This window comes from Klebsiella quasipneumoniae subsp. quasipneumoniae (genome assembly GCF_020525925.1).
GTDB classification, from domain to species: domain Bacteria; phylum Pseudomonadota; class Gammaproteobacteria; order Enterobacterales; family Enterobacteriaceae; genus Klebsiella; species Klebsiella quasipneumoniae.
In genome coordinates this window covers 3,459,828-3,478,616 of record NZ_CP084876.1, presented here as the reverse complement: position 1 = coordinate 3,478,616, position 18,789 = coordinate 3,459,828, and the positions used below count along the sequence as shown (strand labels likewise).

Annotated in this window: 16 protein-coding genes; 14 read left to right on the top strand and 2 right to left on the bottom strand. The window is 58.2% G+C overall.

All coding sequences use genetic code 11. The features are described from left to right. Positions 1-181 precede the first annotated feature (181 nt). Positions 182-1,942 carry a 30S ribosomal protein S12 methylthiotransferase accessory factor YcaO gene (gene ycaO, locus LGM20_RS16865; protein ID WP_044521954.1) on the bottom strand — a complete coding sequence of 587 codons (1,761 nt, stop codon included), beginning with the start codon at positions 1,940-1,942 and terminating at the stop codon, positions 182-184. Positions 1,943-2,057: 115 nt separating this feature from the next. Here ycaO and LGM20_RS16860 point away from each other — a divergent pair, with 115 nt between their 5' ends. From LGM20_RS16860 to LGM20_RS16795, 14 genes are all read left to right on the top strand, one after another. Further along, positions 2,058-2,750: a DUF421 domain-containing protein gene (locus LGM20_RS16860; protein ID WP_023289017.1), complete on the top strand. Its 693-nt coding sequence runs from the start codon at positions 2,058-2,060 to the stop codon at positions 2,748-2,750. A gap of 188 nt (positions 2,751-2,938) precedes the next feature. Continuing rightward, entirely contained in the window at positions 2,939-4,027 is a 1,089-nt protein-coding gene (serC, locus tag LGM20_RS16855) for a 3-phosphoserine/phosphohydroxythreonine transaminase (RefSeq protein WP_023289018.1), read from the top strand. Positions 4,028-4,100: 73 nt separating this feature from the next. Next, positions 4,101-5,384: a 3-phosphoshikimate 1-carboxyvinyltransferase gene (gene aroA, locus LGM20_RS16850; protein ID WP_044521915.1), complete on the top strand. Its 1,284-nt coding sequence runs from the start codon at positions 4,101-4,103 to the stop codon at positions 5,382-5,384. A gap of 147 nt (positions 5,385-5,531) precedes the next feature. After that, positions 5,532-6,299: a metalloprotease LoiP gene (gene loiP / locus LGM20_RS16845; protein WP_044521916.1), complete on the top strand. Its 768-nt coding sequence runs from the start codon at positions 5,532-5,534 to the stop codon at positions 6,297-6,299. A gap of 171 nt (positions 6,300-6,470) precedes the next feature. Further along, positions 6,471-7,154, top strand: coding sequence for a (d)CMP kinase (gene cmk / locus LGM20_RS16840; protein ID WP_023289021.1), 684 nt, complete (start codon positions 6,471-6,473; stop codon positions 7,152-7,154). Positions 7,155-7,287: 133 nt separating this feature from the next. Beyond that, positions 7,288-8,961: a 30S ribosomal protein S1 gene (gene rpsA, locus LGM20_RS16835; RefSeq protein WP_002898162.1), complete on the top strand. Its 1,674-nt coding sequence runs from the start codon at positions 7,288-7,290 to the stop codon at positions 8,959-8,961. Positions 8,962-9,112: 151 nt separating this feature from the next. Further along, the gene (ihfB, locus tag LGM20_RS16830) at positions 9,113-9,400 is read left to right on the top strand and encodes an integration host factor subunit beta (RefSeq protein ID WP_002898165.1); all 288 of its coding nucleotides are present in this window, start codon (positions 9,113-9,115) and stop codon (positions 9,398-9,400) included. Between the two features lie 202 nt (positions 9,401-9,602). After that, entirely contained in the window at positions 9,603-11,867 is a 2,265-nt protein-coding gene (locus LGM20_RS16825; RefSeq protein WP_044521918.1) for a ComEC family protein, read from the top strand. 36 nt (positions 11,868-11,903) lie between these two features. Further along, positions 11,904-13,652 (top strand): lipid A ABC transporter ATP-binding protein/permease MsbA, encoded by a 1,749-nt coding sequence (gene msbA / locus LGM20_RS16820; protein WP_004201387.1) that lies wholly within the window; start codon positions 11,904-11,906, stop codon positions 13,650-13,652. Continuing rightward, positions 13,649-14,629, top strand: coding sequence for a tetraacyldisaccharide 4'-kinase (gene lpxK, locus LGM20_RS16815; protein WP_023289023.1), 981 nt, complete (start codon positions 13,649-13,651; stop codon positions 14,627-14,629). Before msbA ends, lpxK begins: the two co-directional genes overlap by 4 nt. Positions 14,630-14,683: 54 nt before the next feature. Beyond that, complete coding sequence (locus LGM20_RS16810) at positions 14,684-15,913, top strand: winged helix-turn-helix domain-containing protein (RefSeq protein WP_044521921.1); 1,230 nt, start codon at positions 14,684-14,686, stop codon at positions 15,911-15,913. Positions 15,914-15,976: 63 nt separating this feature from the next. Next, on the top strand, positions 15,977-16,159 hold the full coding sequence (ycaR, locus tag LGM20_RS16805; RefSeq protein WP_004201390.1) for a protein YcaR: 183 nt from the start codon (positions 15,977-15,979) through the stop codon (positions 16,157-16,159). Then, positions 16,156-16,902, top strand: coding sequence for a 3-deoxy-manno-octulosonate cytidylyltransferase (kdsB, locus tag LGM20_RS16800; protein ID WP_023289025.1), 747 nt, complete (start codon positions 16,156-16,158; stop codon positions 16,900-16,902). The genes ycaR and kdsB overlap by 4 nt, the downstream gene beginning before the upstream one ends. A gap of 137 nt (positions 16,903-17,039) precedes the next feature. Further along, positions 17,040-17,933, top strand: coding sequence for a YcbJ family phosphotransferase (locus tag LGM20_RS16795; RefSeq protein WP_044521922.1), 894 nt, complete (start codon positions 17,040-17,042; stop codon positions 17,931-17,933). Here LGM20_RS16795 and elyC read toward each other — a convergent pair. Next, a complete protein-coding gene (gene elyC / locus LGM20_RS16790; RefSeq protein WP_032455272.1) occupies positions 17,910-18,689 on the bottom strand; it encodes an envelope biogenesis factor ElyC in 780 nt (259 codons plus the stop codon). The genes LGM20_RS16795 and elyC overlap by 24 nt on opposite strands. Positions 18,690-18,789: the final 100 nt, after the last annotated feature.

Sequence of the window (18,789 nt, the reverse complement as noted above, 5' to 3'; positions counted from 1 at the left end):
TTTTTTGAGTTAATTAATATGGAGTATTTTATTTAAAATTAACGAATGGTAAATCTTATAAGCGCATTATTTACTATTAATTAACTTTGCAACTACAAACTATAGTGGCCGCCTCGTCAGGTGAAATCAACGGAGCCGCATTGGGCTCCGTTGCTGGTCACCACGATGGCGCGCTTAGGGCTTATTTTGCCCAGAACGCCGCCTTCGCTCGCTGCAGTTTTTCATAAGCCTTCAGCAGCGACTGATGGGCCGGGAAAGCCTGCAGATCGCTGTCGACAGCCTGAAGGCCATAGAACGGCGCTTCCCCGCTCAGCGCCGCGCTGGCGGCTTCGACCGCTTCGGCGCCGTACATACGGATAAAGGCGTTCAGGTATTGCAGCGGCTGACGCTCCTCTTCCTGGCTCAGCAGCAGCAGGGTCTGCAGGCAGCGATAGTAGTTAGCGCGTTCCGCGCTGAAGACCGAAGCGTTGAACTCCATGGTCCACTCGGTCCAGATCAGCGCCTGCTCCAGATCGCCGCCGGCCAGGGCCAGCATGGCTTTCAGCTCGCCGACGCGCAGGGTATACCAGCCGTTGTCTTTGCCGGTGGCGAGGCCCAGCAGTTCGCGAACGCGGGTGAAATCATCCAGGCCTTCATCGTCCATCTGCTCGATCAGCGCCAGGTAATCTTCTTTTTCCCACTCGCTGCCCGGCAGGGACAGAATGGTGTCGCGCAGATGAGCGCCCATGCTGTTGTTCGCCAGCCACAGATCTTCCGCCGGGTAAATATCCGACATCCCCGGGACGATGATACGGCAGGCGTAAACGCCCAGGTGCTCGTAGTCGGCGATATACACTTCTTTATCTTCGGCCTTGAAGATGGCCATCAGGGTGGCGAACTCTTCTTCTGTGGTGCCGGAGAAGCTCCAGTCAACGAACGGATAGTCGGCATCCTGCTTGAACATATCCCAGGAAATCAGGCCGCTGGAGTCGATAAAGTGGGTTTCGAGGTTAGCATGCTCGGCGACTTCTTCGTCGTCGAAGGTCGGCGGCGTGAAGACGTCGAGATCTTTCAGGCTGCGGCCCTGCAGCAGTTCGGTGACCGTACGCTCCAGCGCCACGCCGAAGTCCGGATGGGCGCCGAAAGAGGCGAAGCAGGTGCCGTTTGCCGGGTTAAACAGCACGACGCAGATAACCGGATACTTGCCGCCCAGCGAGCCATCATAGGCAAAGATCGGGAAACCTTCGGCTTCCAGTTTGGCGATCGACTCCACAACGCCCGGATAGCGCGCCATGACCTCCGCCGGGATCTCCGGCAGGCTGATGCTTTCGGCGATGATGCGGTTTTTGATATGGCGCTCAAAGACTTCGGACAGGCCCTGCACGCGAGCTTCATTACGGGTGTTGCCGGCGGACATGCCGTTGGAGACATACAGGTTGCCGACGATATTCATAGGAATATAGACCGTTTCGCCGTCGGACTGGCGGGTAAAGGGCAGGCCGCACACGCCGCGCTCATCGTTACCGGATTGCAGATCCACCAGCATGCTGGCCGTCAGCTGATCGTCCGGATCGTAGAACGCGAGCAGGCGGGCATCCAGCAGACCTTCCGGGACGTCGTCGTTTTCGGTCAGCGGGAACCACTTTTCGTTCGGGTAGTGAACGAACGGGCCGTTAGCGATAGTGTCGCCTAACCAGAAGTCAGCGAAAAAATAGTTGGTGGACAGGCGCTCGAAATATTCGCCCAGCGCGGAGGCGAGGGCTGCCTTTTTGGTGGCGCCTTTACCATTGGTAAAGCACAGCGCGCATTCCTTATCGCGAATGTGAACGGACCACACGTGCGGCACCGGGTTCAGCCACGAGGCCTCTTCGATATCAAATCCGAGGTCGAGCAATTTTTGCTGGAAGCGAGCGATGGAATCTTCCAGGGCGGCATCTTTGCCGGGAATAAACGTTTGGGTCATGGCGATCACTTTTGTCGTACGGAAAGCGCGCAATGATACGGCTTTTATCTGACAGGTGCTATCTCCATCATCTGGCTATGCTTAGAGACATCTTTTAATGCTCAGGGAGATGATAATGAAAGCCTTTGACTGGCAGAGGATGGCGCTCGATAAAGTACCGGTGGAATTTCTCGGCGAGGTGGCGTTGCGCAGCCTCTACACCTTCGTTCTGGTCTTTATTTTCCTCAAAATTACCGGACGGCGCGGCGTGCGGCAGATGTCGCTGTTTGAGGTGCTGATTATTCTGACCCTCGGCTCGGCGGCGGGGGACGTGGCGTTTTATGACGATGTCCCGCTGTTGCCGGTGCTGGTGGTCTTCGTCACGCTGGCGCTGCTTTATCGCGGCATCATGTGGCTGATGGGGCATAGTGAAAAGCTGGAGGATCTGCTGGAGGGCAAGCCTATCGTGGTGGTGGAGGAGGGGCAACTGGCATGGGAGAAACTGCATGCGGAAAATATGACCGAATTCGAATTTTTTATGGAGCTACGGGTCAACAGCGTCGAGCAGCTCGGCCAGGTGCGGCTGGCGATCCTTGAAACCAATGGCCAGATCAGCGTGTTTTATTATCCCGATGACGAGGTGAGGGCCGGGTTGTCGATTCTCCCGACGCACTGCACCACGCGCTATACCACTATTCCTCAGGAGGGGATCTACGCCTGCGTACGCTGCAGCATCGTGATGGCGATGCAGGCGGGAGAAAAGCGAATATGTTCCCGCTGCGCAAATGCAGAATGGTCGAAGGCCAGCCGGGCGAAACGACTCACCTGACAGCAAATATGTCGGTTTTATTACGTCAAGCCGATAGATTCTGTTGTGTGACGGCTGCCGCGTTTTGCCGTCGGCGAGTTTTAGCCATTGCGGACCGTGTCACTGAATGATAAAACCGATAGCCACAGGAATAACTTATGCCCGCGGCGGTTCGCGGGCAAAACAACATAGCAACGTGGTGAGGGGAAATGGCTCAGGTCTATAACTTCAGTTCGGGCCCGGCAATGCTGCCGGCGGAAGTACTCAAACTGGCTCAGCAGGAACTGTGCGACTGGCACGGTCTGGGTACGTCGGTCATGGAAATCAGTCACCGTGGTAAGGAGTTCATCCAGGTGGCAGAAGAGGCAGAACAGGACTTCCGTTCTCTGCTGAATATCCCTTCCAACTATAAAGTGTTGTTCTGTCATGGCGGCGGTCGCGGCCAGTTCGCCGGGATCCCGCTGAACATCCTCGGCGATAAAAACGTCGCTGACTATGTGGACGCTGGCTACTGGGCCGCCAGCGCGGTCAAAGAGGCGAAGAAATACTGCACGCCTAACGTCATCGACGCGAAAATCACCGTCGACGGCAAGCGCGCGGTCAAGCCAATGAGCGAGTGGCAGCTGACGCCGGGCGCGGCGTATCTGCACTACTGCCCGAACGAAACCATTGACGGTATCGCGATTGACGATACGCCGAACTTCGGCGACGACGTCATCGTGACCGCCGATTTCTCCTCCACCATTTTGTCCCGCGAAATTGACGTCAACCGCTTCGGCGTGATCTATGCCGGCGCGCAGAAAAATATCGGCCCGGCAGGGTTGACGCTGGTCATCGTGCGTGAAGATCTGCTGGGTAAAGCCAGCGTGGCCTGCCCGTCAATCCTCGACTACACCGTGTTAAGCGAGAATGACTCGATGTTTAACACGCCGCCGACGTTTGCCTGGTATCTGGCCGGTCTGGTGTTTAAGTGGCTGAAACAGCAGGGCGGCGTTGCCGCGATGGACAAGATCAACCAGCAGAAAGCCGAACTGCTGTATGGCGTGATCGATAACAGCGGCTTCTATCGTAACGATGTGGCGCAAGCCAACCGCTCCCGTATGAACGTGCCGTTCCAGCTGGCGGACAGCGCGCTGGATAAACTGTTCCTTGAAGAGTCGTTTGCCGCCGGGCTGCACGCGCTCAAGGGCCACCGGGTGGTGGGCGGCATGCGTGCCTCCATCTACAACGCGATGCCGTTAGACGGCGTGAAGGCGTTAACCGATTTTATGCTGGACTTCGAACGCCGCCACGGTTAATCGCCCGTTCCTTTCTTCCTCCCCGCGGCCTGTCTGCGGGGTTTTTATTCTGTTTGTTTGAGAGTGAAGTTTGATGGATTCCCTGACGTTACAACCCATCGCACGCGTAGAGGGCACCGTGAACCTGCCAGGTTCGAAAAGCGTCTCCAACCGCGCGCTGCTGCTGGCCGCCCTGGCCCGCGGCACGACGGTGCTGACCAACCTGCTGGACAGCGACGATGTGCGCCATATGCTGAATGCCCTGAGTGCGCTGGGGGTTCAATACACCCTGTCTGCTGACCGTACCCGCTGTGAAGTGACCGGCAACGGCGGCCCGCTGCATGCCGCAGCGGCGCTGGAGCTGTTCCTCGGCAACGCCGGTACCGCGATGCGCCCGCTGGCGGCAGCCCTGTGCCTTGGCAGCAACGATATCGTGCTGACCGGTGAGCCGCGAATGAAAGAGCGCCCGATCGGCCATCTGGTGGATGCCCTGCGTCAGGGCGGCGCTCAGATCGACTATCTGGAGCAGGAAAATTATCCGCCGCTGCGCCTGCGCGGGGGATTCCAGGGGGGCAACGTTGAAGTTGACGGCAGCGTCTCCAGCCAGTTCCTGACCGCGCTGCTGATGACCGCGCCGCTGGCGCCGCAGGATACCGTGATCGCCATTAAGGGCGATCTGGTGTCAAAACCCTATATCGACATTACGCTGCACCTGATGAAAACCTTCGGGGTTGAGGTGGACAACCAGTCTTATCAGCGCTTTGTGGTGCGCGGCAAGCAACAGTATCAGTCGCCGGGGGATTACCTGGTGGAAGGGGATGCTTCATCGGCCTCGTATTTCCTTGCCGCTGGCGCCATTAAGGGCGGCACGGTGAAAGTCACCGGTATTGGCCGCGGCAGCGTACAGGGCGATATTCGTTTCGCCGACGTACTGGAAAAAATGGGCGCCACCGTCACCTGGGGCGACGATTTCATCGCCTGTACCCGGGGCGAGCTCAAGGCTATCGATATGGATATGAACCATATCCCGGACGCCGCGATGACCATCGCCACCGCCGCCCTGTTCGCGCAAGGGACCACCACGCTGCGCAATATCTACAACTGGCGGGTCAAGGAGACGGACCGTCTGTTCGCCATGGCGACCGAGTTGCGTAAAGTGGGCGCCGAGGTGGAAGAGGGTGAAGATTATATTCGCATCACCCCGCCGGCGACGCTGAAGTATGCTGAAATCGGCACCTATAACGACCACCGGATGGCGATGTGCTTCTCGCTGGTGGCGCTGTCTGATACGCCGGTGACCATCCTTGATCCGAAGTGTACGGCGAAAACCTTCCCCGACTATTTTGAGCAACTGGCGCGGATCAGTACGCCGGCCTGAATGACGCGAATTTAAGGTAACAACGCCGACCCTCAGGTCGGCGTTTTTTTATCTCTGCTTGTCGGACAGGAAACTAAATGCTAGCCTTGCTTGCTTGTAAATATAGGATTTATAAGCGTTTATTATGCTAATCAATGGATGATTGATATGAGAAATACAAAAGTAATGCTGGCTTTGGCCGTTTCCGCCACGTTGTTGGCAGGTTGTAAAAATATGCAGGGGATGGACACCAACGCCCTCGTCAATTCAGGAATGACGGCTTACAAAGCGGCGACGCTTTCTGACTCTGAAGTCAAAACGCTTTCCGACGATGCCTGTAAGCAAATGGATAGTGAAAATAAACTGGCTAGTGCATCAAGTAAGTACACCAAACGTCTGAATAAAATTGCCAAAGCGTTAGGAAATAATATCAACGGCACGCCGGTAACCTATAAGGTTTACATGACATCCGACGTCAACGCCTGGGCAATGGCCAACGGCTGCGTCCGCGTCTATAGCGGCCTGATGGACATGATGACCGATAATGAAGTTGAAGCGGTTCTGGGCCATGAGCTGGGTCACGTAGCGCTCGGACACTCGCGCAAAGCGATGCAAACCGCGTATGCGACTATTGCCGCACGCGATGCAATTTCAGCGACCAGCGAAGCGGCTGCAAGCTTGTCTAAATCTCAGTTGGGCGATATCGCTGAGGGAATGATCAACTCTGCGTTCTCCCGCTCGCAGGAGTCGGATGCTGATGATTTCTCTTACGATCTGCTGAAAAAACGCAACATCAGCACTCAGGGGCTGGTGGGCAGCTTCGACAAGCTGGCCAGCCTTGACGCCGGCCACAGTAAATCTCTGTTCGATTCACACCCGCCTTCAGCTGAACGCGCGCAGCATATCCGCGACCGTATCGCTGCAGATAAAAAGTAAAACTGCCTCATCTTCCGGGCTGATGCTCAATCAGCCCGCTATAATTGCTCAATTCTTCCGCATGAGATTTCCAGTTATCTGTAATTTAAAAGCAAGACTCACTTTCCGCCGAAGAGATGCGTATAATGCGCGGCGTTTAGATATTTATGCGCCTTGCTGAAGGAGAAAAAGATGACGGCAACAGTTCCGGTAATCACCATTGATGGGCCTGGCGGTGCGGGTAAAGGTACGTTGTGCAAGGCAATGGCGGAAGCGCTGGGCTGGCATCTGTTAGATTCAGGCGCGATCTACCGCGTTCTGGCGCTGGCGGCGCTGCATCATCATGTTGACGTGGAGTCCGAAGAGGCGCTGGTACCCCTGGCTGCCCATCTTGACGTGCGCTTTATTTCTACTGACGGCAACCTGGAAGTGGTGCTGGAAGGGGAAGATGTCAGCGGCGAAATTCGCACCCAGGAGGTCGCGAACGCCGCCTCGAAAGTGGCGGCTTTCCCTCGCGTTCGCGAAGCGCTGCTGCGCCGCCAGCGCGCCTTTCGTGAACTGCCGGGGCTGATTGCCGACGGGCGCGATATGGGCACGGTGGTTTTCCCGGACGCGCCGGTGAAAATTTTCCTCGATGCCTCGGCCGATGAGCGGGCGCATCGCCGCATGCGGCAGTTGCAGGAAAAGGGCTTTGATGTTAACTTTGAACGTCTTTTGTCCGAGATAAAAGAGCGTGACGATCGCGATAGAAATCGCGCCGTGGCGCCGCTTGTCCCGGCTGCCGATGCATTAGTTCTCGATTCAACCGAACTAAACATTGAGCAAGTGATTGAAAAAGCGCTACAATATGCGCGCGAAAAATTGGCCGTTGCGTAAGCCTTAACCGGTCACGCGCCGAAGCCTCCGAATTATAGCAGTACCCCGCGGCAATGGATGGTCAGCGGGTATGTGAAACAACCCCATCCGGCACGGAGCCAGGTGGACGTTAATATTAACCTGAAGATTAAACATGACTGAATCTTTTGCTCAACTGTTTGAAGAATCCTTAAAAGAAATCGAAACCCGCCCGGGTTCCATCGTTCGTGGTGTTGTTGTTGCTATCGACAAAGACGTAGTACTGGTTGACGCCGGTCTGAAATCTGAGTCCGCCATCCCGGCTGAGCAGTTCAAAAACGCCCAGGGCGAGCTGGAAATCCAGGTTGGTGACGAAGTTGACGTTGCTCTGGATGCAGTAGAAGACGGCTTCGGTGAAACTCTGCTGTCCCGTGAGAAAGCTAAACGTCACGAAGCTTGGATCACGCTGGAAAAAGCTTACGAAGACGCTGAAACTGTTACCGGTGTTATCAACGGCAAAGTTAAAGGTGGCTTCACTGTTGAGCTGAACGGTATTCGTGCGTTCCTGCCAGGTTCCCTGGTAGACGTTCGTCCGGTGCGCGACACGCTGCACCTGGAAGGCAAAGAGCTTGAGTTCAAAGTCATCAAGCTGGACCAGAAGCGTAACAACGTTGTTGTTTCTCGTCGTGCCGTTATCGAATCCGAAAACAGCGCAGAGCGCGATCAGCTGCTGGAAAACCTGCAGGAAGGCATGGAAGTCAAAGGTATCGTTAAGAACCTCACTGACTACGGTGCATTCGTTGATCTGGGCGGCGTTGACGGCCTGCTGCACATCACCGATATGGCCTGGAAACGCGTTAAGCATCCGAGCGAAATCGTAAACGTTGGCGACGAAATCACTGTTAAAGTGCTGAAGTTCGACCGCGAGCGTACCCGTGTATCCCTGGGCCTGAAACAGCTGGGCGAAGATCCGTGGGTAGCTATCGCTAAACGTTATCCGGAAGGTACCAAACTGACCGGTCGCGTGACCAACCTGACCGACTACGGCTGCTTCGTTGAAATCGAAGAAGGCGTTGAAGGCCTGGTTCACGTTTCCGAAATGGATTGGACCAACAAAAACATCCACCCGTCCAAAGTTGTTAACGTTGGCGACGTAGTGGAAGTAATGGTTCTGGATATCGACGAAGAGCGTCGTCGTATCTCCCTGGGTCTGAAGCAGTGCAAATCTAACCCATGGCAGCAGTTCGCGGAAACCCACAACAAGGGCGACCGTGTTGAAGGTAAAATCAAGTCTATCACTGACTTCGGTATCTTCATCGGCCTGGACGGCGGCATCGACGGCCTGGTTCACCTGTCTGACATCTCCTGGAACGTTGCAGGCGAAGAAGCAGTTCGTGAATACAAAAAAGGCGACGAAATCGCAGCAGTTGTTCTGCAGGTTGACGCAGAGCGTGAGCGTATCTCCCTGGGCGTTAAACAGCTGGCGGAAGATCCGTTCAACAACTACGTTGCTCTGAACAAGAAAGGCGCTATCGTTGTTGGTAAAGTGACTGCAGTTGACGCTAAAGGCGCAACCGTAGAACTGGCTGACGGCGTAGAAGGTTACCTGCGTGCTTCTGAAGCATCCCGTGACCGCGTTGAAGACGCAACTCTGGTTCTGAGCGTTGGCGACGAAGTTGAAGCGAAATTCACTGGCGTGGATCGTAAGAACCGCGTAGTGAGCCTGTCTGTACGTGCGAAAGACGAAGCGGAAGAAAAAGACGCTATCGCTACCGTGAACAAGCAGGAAGACGCGAACTTCTCCAACAACGCCATGGCTGAAGCGTTCAAAGCAGCGAAAGGCGAGTAATCTTTGTCATTCAGGTAATAACAACCTGAATAGTGACGAGTTTACTTGACAGATTGCAGGATTCGTCCTGTAATCAAGCACAAAGGGCGGCTACGGCCGCCCTTGTTTAAGCTGTTAGCTAATTTTTGCCTTGAAGGAAACCGGAGGAATAATGACCAAGTCAGAATTGATTGAAAGACTTGCCAGCCAGCAATCTCACATTCCGGCGAAAGCGGTGGAAGATGCTGTTAAAGAAATGCTGGAACATATGGCCTCAACGCTTGCTCAAGGTGAGCGCATTGAAATCCGCGGTTTCGGCAGCTTCTCTCTGCACTATCGAGCACCTCGCACCGGACGTAACCCGAAAACTGGTGATAAAGTCGAACTGGAAGGTAAGTACGTTCCGCACTTTAAGCCCGGGAAAGAATTACGTGACCGCGCCAATATTTATGAAGGGTGAGTTGCACGACGTGCAACCTGCCTGACGATAAAAGCACCTTTGGGTGCTTTTTTTGTACCTGCCATTTGCGTCCCGCCTCGCAAAACAAAAGTGCCTGACTGCAAGGGTGACGAATGTCTGGAACGCTGCACGCGCGCCTGAATACTGCCCCAGGACGCCAGCCTCGCTTTGCGTAACACTGCCCGCTCACAGGGAGGTGTTTATGCGTCTACCATGGCTTGCCGGATGCGCCATCATCGCAATACTGCCGCTACTCTGGCTACCCGCGTTGCCGGGGCCGGGCACTCTGGCGGTCGCCGGCGTACTGGCGATGTTGCTGACCCGTCTGCGCGGGACGGTCGTCGCCGTTGTGGCGGTGACGCTTCTACTGATGGTCTGGGGAGTTTTAAGCGCGTATCAGGCGCTGTGGCCAACGCAGCACCTCACCGGCGCCGTCCGTCAGGCGGAAGTGATCCTTCACGAGACGGATGGTCAGACCCTGCACCGCGGGCAGATTGTGCGCCTGGCGGGTCGTTTCCTGTTCCCTCCGGTTGGCGTGACTTTATACGGGGAACTTGCACCTGCGCCCGTCTGCGAGGGGCAGCGCTGGATGATGACGCTGCGCCTGCGGCCGGTGCATGGGCAGCTCAATGACGGGGGCTTCGACAGCCAGCGCTATGCGCTGGCTCAGCATCGGCCGCTGAGCGGGGGGATCGTCGCCGCTTCCGCGCTGGATACCCGCTGCAGTCTGCGCGCCCGCTACCTGGCGTCGCTGACCCGGCGATTGCAGACTTATCCCTGGCATCCGGTGATGCTGGGGCTGGGAATGGGGGAGCGGCTGGCGCTGCCGGCGGAGATAAAAGTCCTGATGCAGAACACAGGCACCTCCCATCTGATGGCTATCTCCGGTTTGCATATTGCCCTCGCGGCTTCCCTGATCGTGCTCCTGCTGCGCGGATTACAGTCACTTTTACCGGGTCGCTGGATCGGCTGGCGGCTACCACTGCTGGCCGGACTGGCGGGCGCCGTCGGCTATGCCTGGCTGACCGGTATGCAGCCGCCGGCCCTGCGCACTTGCGTAGGGCTTGCGGTCTGCTGTGCTTTACGTTTGTCGGGTCAACGCTGGACGGCGTGGCAGGTGTGGCTCTGCTGTCTGGGGGCGATACTGGTTGCCGATCCGTTGGCGGTGTTGTCGCAAAGCCTGTGGCTATCCGCCTTCGCCGTGGCGGGGCTGATCTTCTGGTACCAGTGGTTACCGCTGCCTGACAGCCGCTGGCGCTGGCCGTGGAAAGCCCTGTTCGCCCTCGCGCATTTGCAGGCTGGCGTGACGTTGCTGCTGATGCCGCTGCAACTGCTGCTCTGCCACGGCATAAGCCTGACGTCGATGGCCGCCAATTTGCTGGCGGTACCGTTAGTGACCCTGCTGGCGGTGCCGCTCATTCTCGCCGGAATGCTGCTGCATCTCACTGGACCGGAGATGGTGGCGTCGCTGATCTGGCTGGCAGCCGATCGCGTGCTGGCGGTGTTGTTCTGGGGGTTACGACGTTTACCGGACGGCTGGCTGACGTTGGATGCCCGCTGGCTCTGGATCAGTAGCCTGCCGTGGCTGCTGGTGATGGGCTGGCGTTTTCAGAGCTGGCGACATTCGCCGGCGCTGTGTCTGAGCGTGCTGTTTTTGCTGACGCGGCCATTCAGCCGGCAACCGCCCGCGGACCAATGGCAGGTGACGATGCTGGATGTCGGGCAGGGGCTGGCGATGGTGATCGAGCGTTACGGCAAGGCGTTATTGTACGATACCGGGCCGGCATGGCCGCAGGGCGACAGCGGTCGACAGGTGATTATCCCGTGGCTGCGCTGGCACCATCTGCAGCTGCAGGGGATTATGCTGAGCCACGAGCATCTTGACCATCGCGGCGGCCTCGAATCGGTGCTGCAGGCATGGCCGCAGGCGTGGGTGCGCAGCCCGCCAGGCTGGTCGGGTCATCTGCCGTGCCATCGCGGCGAGCGCTGGCAGTGGCAGGGACTCACTTTCCAGGCGCTGTGGCCGCTGCCGGGCAGCACGGCAAAGGGAAACAATCACTCCTGCGTGGTGCGGATCGATGACGGTCGCTCCAGCATCCTGCTGACCGGCGATATAGAACGTCAGGCGGAGCAGGCGATGATCAGCCGCTACTGGCAGCATCTGGCGTCTACACTTATTCAGGTTCCCCATCACGGCAGCAACACCTCCTCCAGCGAACTGCTGATCCGGCGGGTGGATGGCGCGGCCGCGCTGGTTTCCGCTTCGCGCTACAATGCGTGGCGGATGCCCTCGCACAAGGTCGTTCAGCGTTATCGCCAGCGGGGGTATCGCTGGTTCGCCACGCCGCAGCAGGGGCAGATAACGGTGGTTTTTTCTGCAGAAGGGTGGCAAATCCATAGCTTACGGGATCAAGTTTTACCACGTTGGTATCATCAGTGGTTTGGCGCGCCCGCCGATAACGGGTAGAATATGCGGCTATTTCAACACAAGCTGGTTTATTGAATGCAGAACGATAAAGATCTCTCCACGTGGCAGACCTTCCGCCGACTTTGGCCGATTATTGCACCGTTTAAAGCCGGGCTAATCGTAGCGGCGGTGGCGTTAGTGCTTAACGCGGGCAGTGACACCTTCATGTTATCGCTTCTTAAACCGTTATTGGATGATGGTTTTGGTAAAACGGATCGCTCAGTGCTGCTATGGATGCCGCTGGTGGTTATCGGGCTGATGGTGCTGCGTGGGATCACCAGCTACATCTCGAGCTATTGTATCTCCTGGGTTTCCGGCAAAGTGGTGATGACCATGCGTCGTCGCCTGTTCGGCCATATGATGGGTATGCCGGTGGCATTCTTTGACAAGCAGTCTACCGGGACGCTGCTGTCACGTATCACCTATGATTCCGAGCAGGTCGCTTCCTCTTCTTCCAGCGCGCTGATCACCGTGGTCCGCGAAGGGGCATCGATTATCGGCCTGTTCGTGATGATGTTCTATTACAGCTGGCAGCTGTCGCTGATCCTGATCGTACTGGCGCCTATCGTGTCGGTAGCAATCCGCGTGGTCTCCAAGCGTTTTCGCAATATCAGTAAGAATATGCAGAACACGATGGGGCAGGTCACCACCAGCGCCGAGCAGATGCTGAAAGGGCACAAAGAGGTGCTGATGTTTGGCGGCCAGGAAGTGGAAACCAAACGTTTTGATAAGGTCAGCAATAAAATGCGCCTGCAGGGGATGAAGATGGTTTCCGCCTCGTCAATCTCCGACCCGATCATTCAGCTTATCGCCTCCCTGGCGCTGGCCTTTGTCCTGTACGCCGCCAGCTTCCCGAGCGTGATGGATACCCTGACCGCCGGGACCATTACCGTGGTCTTCTCCTCCATGATTGCGCTGATGCGTCCGCTGAAGTCGCTGACCAATGTCAATGCCCAGTTCCAGCGCGGGATGGCGGCATGCCAGACGCTGTTTGCGATCCTCGATTCCGAGCAGGAAAAAGACGAAGGTACGCGCGTCATTGAGAGGGCGAAAGGCAATCTCAAGTTCGAGAACGTCACCTTTACTTATCCGGGTCGCGAAGTGGCCGCGCTGCGCAATATCAATCTCGATATCCCGGAAGGGAAAACCGTGGCGCTGGTGGGACGCTCCGGGTCGGGTAAATCGACCATCGCCAGCCTGATCACACGCTTCTACGATGTCGACGACGGGCAGATCCTGCTGGATGGCCACGACCTGCGCGAGTACAAGCTGAGCTCGCTGCGCGACCAGGTCGCGCTGGTTTCACAGAACGTGCACCTGTTCAATGATACCGTCGCTAATAACATCGCCTATGCCCGTACCGAAGAGTACAGCCGCGAGCAAATTGAAGAGGCTGCGCGGATGGCCTACGCCATGGACTTCATCAACAAGATGGACAATGGCCTGGATACCATCATCGGCGAAAATGGCGTGATGCTGTCCGGCGGCCAGCGCCAGCGTATTGCTATCGCCCGTGCGCTACTGCGTAACAGCCCGATCCTGATCCTCGATGAAGCCACCTCGGCGCTGGATACCGAGTCCGAGCGTGCGATTCAGGCGGCGCTGGATGAGCTGCAGAAAAACCGCACCTCGCTGGTTATCGCCCACCGTCTGTCAACCATTGAGCAGGCTGATGAGATCGTGGTGGTTGAAGACGGGCGGATCGTGGAGCGCGGAACGCACCACGACCTGCTGGAGCATAAAGGCGTATACGCCCAGCTGCATAAGATGCAATTCGGCGAATGATCGCGCGCATCTGGTCCGGTGAATCGCCGCTGTGGCGCCTGCTGCTGCCGCTCTCCTGGCTGTATGGCCTGGTGAGCGCGGTGATTCGCCTCAGTTATCAGCTGGGGTGGAAAAAAGCCTGGCGCGCGCCGGTGCCGGTGGTGGTGGTTGGTAACCTGACCGCCGGCGGCAATGGTAAAACGCCGGTGGTGATCTGGCTGGTGGAGCAGCTGCAACAGCGGGGCATTCGCGTTGGGGTGGTCTCCCGCGGCTACGGCGGTAAAGCCGAACGCTACCCGCTGGTGTTAACTGACCGGACCAGTACGGCGCAGGCAGGTGATGAACCGGTGCTTATCCATCAGCGTACCGGCGCGCCGGTGGCTGTCTCTCCACTGCGCAGCGACGCGGTGAAATCGCTGCTCAGCGCGTACGATCTGCAGATTATCGTGACCGACGATGGTTTGCAGCACTATAAGCTGGCGCGGGACCGGGAAATTGTCGTCATCGACGGCGTGCGCCGCTTTGGCAACGGCTGGTGGCTGCCTGCCGGGCCGATGCGCGAGCGGGCGTCGCGCTTGCAAAGCGTTGATGCGGTTATCGTCAACGGCGGCGTGGCGCGTCCGGGAGAGATCCCGATGCAGCTGCGTCCCGGGATGGCGGTCAACCTGCTCACCGGCGAACGTCGCGATGTCTCTACCTTCACTAACGTGGTGGCAATGGCCGGCATCGGCCATCCGCCGCGCTTTTTCGCCACCCTCGAAAGCAGTGGCGTCCAACCGGTCAAAACCGTGGCTCTGGCGGACCATCAGGCGCTGAGCCAGGCCGATGTCGCCGCCCTGGTAACCGCCGGGCAGACGCTGCTGATGACCGAAAAAGACGCCGTGAAATGTCGCGATTTCGCCGCTGCGAACTGGTGGTATTTACCGGTCGACGCCATAATGGCCGATGAACGCGCACAGCGGTTGCTTGCGGACTTAGCGACGTTGGCGCAACGTTAACCGACGCGCCGGTTTTGCTCGCCGCTGTGCTGGAAATCCTGACGGAGAACCTGCATGTCGGTATTGCAACTATCGCTTAATGAGGCGCGCCACCTCCATCTCGCGGCGCAGGGGGTATTAAAAAAGCCCCGGCGTCGCGCTCGCCCAAATGACATCCTTTCCACCATCCAGCAGATGTCGCTGCTGCAAATCGATACCATCAACGTGGTGGCCCGCAGCCCCTACCTGGTGCTGTTCAGCCGCCTCGGCAGCTATCCGCAGCACTGGCTGGATGAGTCGCTGCGCAACGGCGAGCTGATGGAATACTGGGCGCATGAAGCCTGTTTTCTGCCGCGCAGCGATTTCGCCCTTGTGCGCCACCGGATGTTGAACCCCGATAAGATGGGCTGGAAATATCATCGCGCGTGGATGGAGGAGCATGCCGGCAGTATTGCAGAGATGGTGGCGCATATCGGCCAAAACGGGCCGGTTCGCTCGGCGGATTTTGCCCACCCTCGCAAAGGCGCCAGCGGCTGGTGGGAGTGGAAACCGCATAAGCGCCACCTGGAAGGGCTGTTTACCGCCGGGGAAGTGATGGTGGTAGAGCGGCGCAACTTTCACCGCGTGTATGATTTAACCCGGCGGGTGATGCCGCACTGGGATGACGAGCGCGATGCGCTGTCCCGCGACGCCGCAGAGGCCATCATGCTGCGCAACAGCGCCCGCAGCCTCGGCATCTTTCGTCCCCAGTGGCTGGCGGATTACTATCGTTTACGTCAGCCGGCGCTACCGGGTCTGCTGGCGGCCTGGCAGGAAGAGGGTCTGGTGACCCAGGCCAACGTGGAAGCGCTTGGCGAGATGTGGCTACATCGCGATGCGCTGGCGCAGCTGGAGTCCGCGCCCGGCGGTAAACTTACCGCCAGCCATAGCGCCGTGCTCTCGCCCTTCGACCCGGTGGTTTGGGATCGGAAACGCGCTGAGCAGCTGTTCAACTTCAGCTATCGCCTGGAGTGCTATACCCCTGCGCCGAAGCGTCAGTATGGCTACTTCGTACTGCCTCTGCTGCACCGGGGAAAACTGGTCGGGCGGATGGACAGTAAAATACATCGCAAAAGCCGGGAACTGGAGATCTTCGCCCTGTGGCTGGAGGATGGGGTGAAGATCACCCGTGGTCTGGAGCAGGGGCTGCGCCGGGCGATCAACGATTTCGCACGCTGGCAATCGGCAGAGCGGATCCTGTGCCGACGCCTGCCGGAAGGGCTGTTTGTCGGCCAGACGCAGGGGTGGGAAATCGATGCCGATTGATCCCGGCGCCGACCTTCCTGTGTTATGCTGCTGAGAAATCTATCCGGTCCATCAGGAGGAAACATGGATCACCGTTTACTTGAAATCATCGCCTGCCCGGTCTGTAACGGTAAGCTGTATTACAGTCAGGATAAGCAAGAACTTATTTGCAAACTTGATAGTCTGGCGTTTCCGCTCCGCGATGGCATCCCTGTGCTGCTGGAGACAGAAGCGCGTCCGCTGGCGGTAGAAGAGAGTCACTCATGAGTTTCGTGGTCATTATTCCTGCGCGTTTCGCCTCCACGCGCCTGCCGGGAAAACCACTGCAGGACATTAACGGCAAGCCGATGATTGTCCATGTGCTGGAGCGCGCCCGCGAATCCGGCGCGGAACGCATTATTGTCGCCACCGATCACGAAGATGTCGCCCGGGCGGTTGAAGCCGCCGGCGGCGAGGTCTGCATGACCCGCGCCGACCATCAGTCCGGCACCGAACGGCTGGCGGAGGTGGTGGAGAAGTGCGCGTTCAGCGATGACACCATCATCGTCAATATCCAGGGCGATGAGCCGATGATCCCCCCGGCTATCGTCCGCCAGGTGGCGGAGAATCTGGCTGCCAGCACCAGCGGAATGGCGACGCTGGCGGTACCGATCCACGATGCGGAAGAGGCGTTTAATCCAAATGCGGTCAAAGTAGTGATGGATGCGCAGGGCTATGCGCTCTATTTCTCCCGCGCCACCATTCCCTGGGATCGCGATCGCTTTGCCCACTCCCGCGACGCCATTGGTGATTCTCTGCTGCGCCACATCGGCATCTATGGCTATCGCGCCGGATTTATTCGCCGCTACGTCAGCTGGGCGCCAAGCCCGCTGGAGCAGATTGAAATGCTCGAGCAGCTGCGGGTGCTGTGGTATGGCGAGAAGATCCACGTCGCCGTGGCGGCCGAAGTGCCCGGCACCGGCGTCGATACCCCTGAAGATTTGGCGCGCGTCCGCGCTGAACTGCGCTAGTCCTCTGTCCCCTCCTTGCAGGAGGGGATATCCCCACCAGTTTTATGCTTTTTTTGCCCATTTTTGATCTTATCCGATGACAACCCAGGTGCGGGCGCTCATTATGAAATCAGTAGTGATCATAGGGGTAATCGACAATGGAACAGTTGCGAACCGAACTCAGTCACCTGCTTGGCGAAAAGCTGAGCCGGGTGGAGTGTGTCAGTGAAAAAGCCGCTACGGCGCTGTGGTCCCTGTATGACGCGCAGGGAAATCCGATGCCGCTGCTGGCGCGAAGTTTCACCACGCCCGGGGTGGCGCGGCAGCTGGCCTGGAAGATCTCCACTCTGGCGCGCAGCGGTACGGTGCGCATGCCGGTGGTCTACGGCGTGATGACGCACGAAGAGCATCCCGGGCCGGACGTGCTGCTGCTTGAGCGCCTGCGCGGCGTCCCGGTGGAGGCGCCCACCCGCACCCCGGCGCGCTGGGAGCAGCTGCAGGAGCAGATCGTCGAGGCGCTGCTGGCCTGGCATCGTCAGGACAGCGGCGGCTGCGTGGGGATGGTCGATAATACCCAGGACAATCTGTGGCCGAACTGGTACCGGCAGCGGGTGGCGATGTTGTGGAGCACCCTGAACCTGTATCAGGACACCGGCCTGACCATGCAGGATAAGCGGGTTTTGTTCCGCTCTCGCGAGTGTCTGCCGGAGCTGTTCAGCGACTTCAATGATAATGCCGTGCTGGTGCACGGCAATTTCACCCTGCGCAGCATGCTGAAAGATCCGCGCAGCGACCAGCTGCTGGCGATGGTCGGCCCGGGGATGATGCTGTGGGCGCCGCGGGAGTACGAACTGTTCCGTCTCGCGGAGGGGGGCCAGGCCGAGCAGCTGCTATGGCGCTACCTGCAGCAGGCGCCGGTTTCCGAGGCCTTTGTCTGGCGGCGCTGGCTTTATCTGCTGTGGGATGAGGTGGATAGTCTGGTCAATACCGGGCGCTTTGACCGCGCCCGTTTCGACCTCGCCGCAAAATCACTCCTGCCCTGGCTCGCCTGAGCTGCCTTTCAGCCATTGCCAAACGCGACCGAGCGTTTCATAGCCGACCCGGTCGCTGTGCATCAGCCACACCGGAGAAGGAATGACCCGCTCCCACGGATTGAGCGGTGACGTGATCGCCATCTGATTAGCCGGTGCGGGCAGCGGGTCCAGACCGGCATGGCGAAAGAAGATCATCGCCCGCGGAAGGTGTGACGCCGAGGTGACCAGCAGGAAGGGCGCGTCGCCGATGGCGCCCTTCACCGCCAGCGCTTCCTCTTCCGTATCTTTCGGCTTATCGAGCACGATGATATCGCTGCGCGGTACGCCGAGGCTCTCCGCCACTCTCGCCCCGGCCTCCGCCGTGCTGACGGGGTTGGTTTTTGCCGCCGCGCCGGTAAAGATCATTTTCGATCCCGGATTCTCCTGCCACAGGCGAATGCCCTCCGTCAGGCGCGGCAGGCTGTTGCTGATAAGGTTAGAGCTTGGCGCCCACTCCGGGTTCCAGGTATAGCCGCCGCCCAGCACCACCACGTAGCTCACCGGCTGCTCGCCGCGCCAGGTGGGATAGCGATCTTCTATCGGTTTAAGCAGGCTGTCTGCCACGGGCTGCAGGCTCAGCAGCGCCAGCAGCAGCCAGCCGAGGCTCACGCATAGCTTCCCGGTACGTTGAAAGCGGCTGAACCATAACAGGGCGATCCCGATACCGATCAGCAACAGCAGGGCAGGAAGCGGCAGCAGCAGACCGCCGACGATCTTTTTTAGCGTGAAAAGCATGCCAGATGGTTCCTTTTTTAACCATATAACCAAAGTTATGTTCGGATCTTATAACAGATCGCTTCATTCTCGGCGCGGGTATGACAAAATAGCGGTTTTG

What these genes read in the sequence shown, in the direction of transcription:
- ycaO (WP_044521954.1), bottom strand. Translation starts at nt 1,942, where the DNA reads ATGACCCAAACGTTTATTCCCGGCAAAGATGCCGCCCTGGAAGATTCC.
- LGM20_RS16860 (WP_023289017.1), top strand. Translation starts at nt 2,058, where the DNA reads ATGAAAGCCTTTGACTGGCAGAGGATGGCGCTCGATAAAGTACCGGTG.
- serC (WP_023289018.1), top strand. Translation starts at nt 2,939, where the DNA reads ATGGCTCAGGTCTATAACTTCAGTTCGGGCCCGGCAATGCTGCCGGCG.
- aroA (WP_044521915.1), top strand. Translation starts at nt 4,101, where the DNA reads ATGGATTCCCTGACGTTACAACCCATCGCACGCGTAGAGGGCACCGTG.
- loiP (WP_044521916.1), top strand. Translation starts at nt 5,532, where the DNA reads ATGAGAAATACAAAAGTAATGCTGGCTTTGGCCGTTTCCGCCACGTTG.
- cmk (WP_023289021.1), top strand. Translation starts at nt 6,471, where the DNA reads ATGACGGCAACAGTTCCGGTAATCACCATTGATGGGCCTGGCGGTGCG.
- rpsA (WP_002898162.1), top strand. Translation starts at nt 7,288, where the DNA reads ATGACTGAATCTTTTGCTCAACTGTTTGAAGAATCCTTAAAAGAAATC.
- ihfB (WP_002898165.1), top strand. Translation starts at nt 9,113, where the DNA reads ATGACCAAGTCAGAATTGATTGAAAGACTTGCCAGCCAGCAATCTCAC.
- LGM20_RS16825 (WP_044521918.1), top strand. Translation starts at nt 9,603, where the DNA reads ATGCGTCTACCATGGCTTGCCGGATGCGCCATCATCGCAATACTGCCG.
- msbA (WP_004201387.1), top strand. Translation starts at nt 11,904, where the DNA reads ATGCAGAACGATAAAGATCTCTCCACGTGGCAGACCTTCCGCCGACTT.
- lpxK (WP_023289023.1), top strand. Translation starts at nt 13,649, where the DNA reads ATGATCGCGCGCATCTGGTCCGGTGAATCGCCGCTGTGGCGCCTGCTG.
- LGM20_RS16810 (WP_044521921.1), top strand. Translation starts at nt 14,684, where the DNA reads ATGTCGGTATTGCAACTATCGCTTAATGAGGCGCGCCACCTCCATCTC.
- ycaR (WP_004201390.1), top strand. Translation starts at nt 15,977, where the DNA reads ATGGATCACCGTTTACTTGAAATCATCGCCTGCCCGGTCTGTAACGGT.
- kdsB (WP_023289025.1), top strand. Translation starts at nt 16,156, where the DNA reads ATGAGTTTCGTGGTCATTATTCCTGCGCGTTTCGCCTCCACGCGCCTG.
- LGM20_RS16795 (WP_044521922.1), top strand. Translation starts at nt 17,040, where the DNA reads ATGGAACAGTTGCGAACCGAACTCAGTCACCTGCTTGGCGAAAAGCTG.
- elyC (WP_032455272.1), bottom strand. Translation starts at nt 18,689, where the DNA reads ATGCTTTTCACGCTAAAAAAGATCGTCGGCGGTCTGCTGCTGCCGCTT.